Origin of the sequence: Caballeronia grimmiae (assembly GCF_000698555.1) — a bacterium.
Lineage (GTDB): Bacteria > Pseudomonadota > Gammaproteobacteria > Burkholderiales > Burkholderiaceae > Caballeronia > Caballeronia grimmiae.
The window spans coordinates 1-305 of the sequence record NZ_JFHE01000160.1 but is presented as its reverse complement, the minus strand read 5'-3'; the positions used below and the strand labels follow the sequence as shown (position 1 = coordinate 305).

1 protein-coding gene is annotated in these 305 nt (G+C 62.6%); it reads left to right on the top strand.

Annotation, left to right across the window (positions count from 1 at the left end):
* The coding region (locus BG57_RS31075) for a branched-chain amino acid ABC transporter permease (RefSeq protein ID WP_035971199.1) at window positions 1-305 on the top strand (305 nt) is incomplete at both ends.

The following is a 305-nucleotide window of genomic DNA, read 5'->3' as shown; positions in this document are numbered from 1 at the left end:
GCATCGATCCGGTGACGGTGGCGGGCTTCAACCTGTCGCAGACGCACGAGTTGTTCGGCATGAAGTTCCCGTCGGTGTACATGTACTACTACCTGTTCGTGCTGTGCGCGCTCTTCGTGATCTGGGTGTGTACGCGTCTGCAGCATTCGCGCATCGGCCGCGCATGGGCCGCGATCCGCGAAGACGAAATCGCCGCGAAGGCGATGGGCATCAACACCCGTAACGTCAAGCTGCTCGCATTCGCGATGGGCGCGTCGTTCGGCGGTCTGTCCGGCGCGATGTTCGGCGCGTTCCAGGGCTTCGTA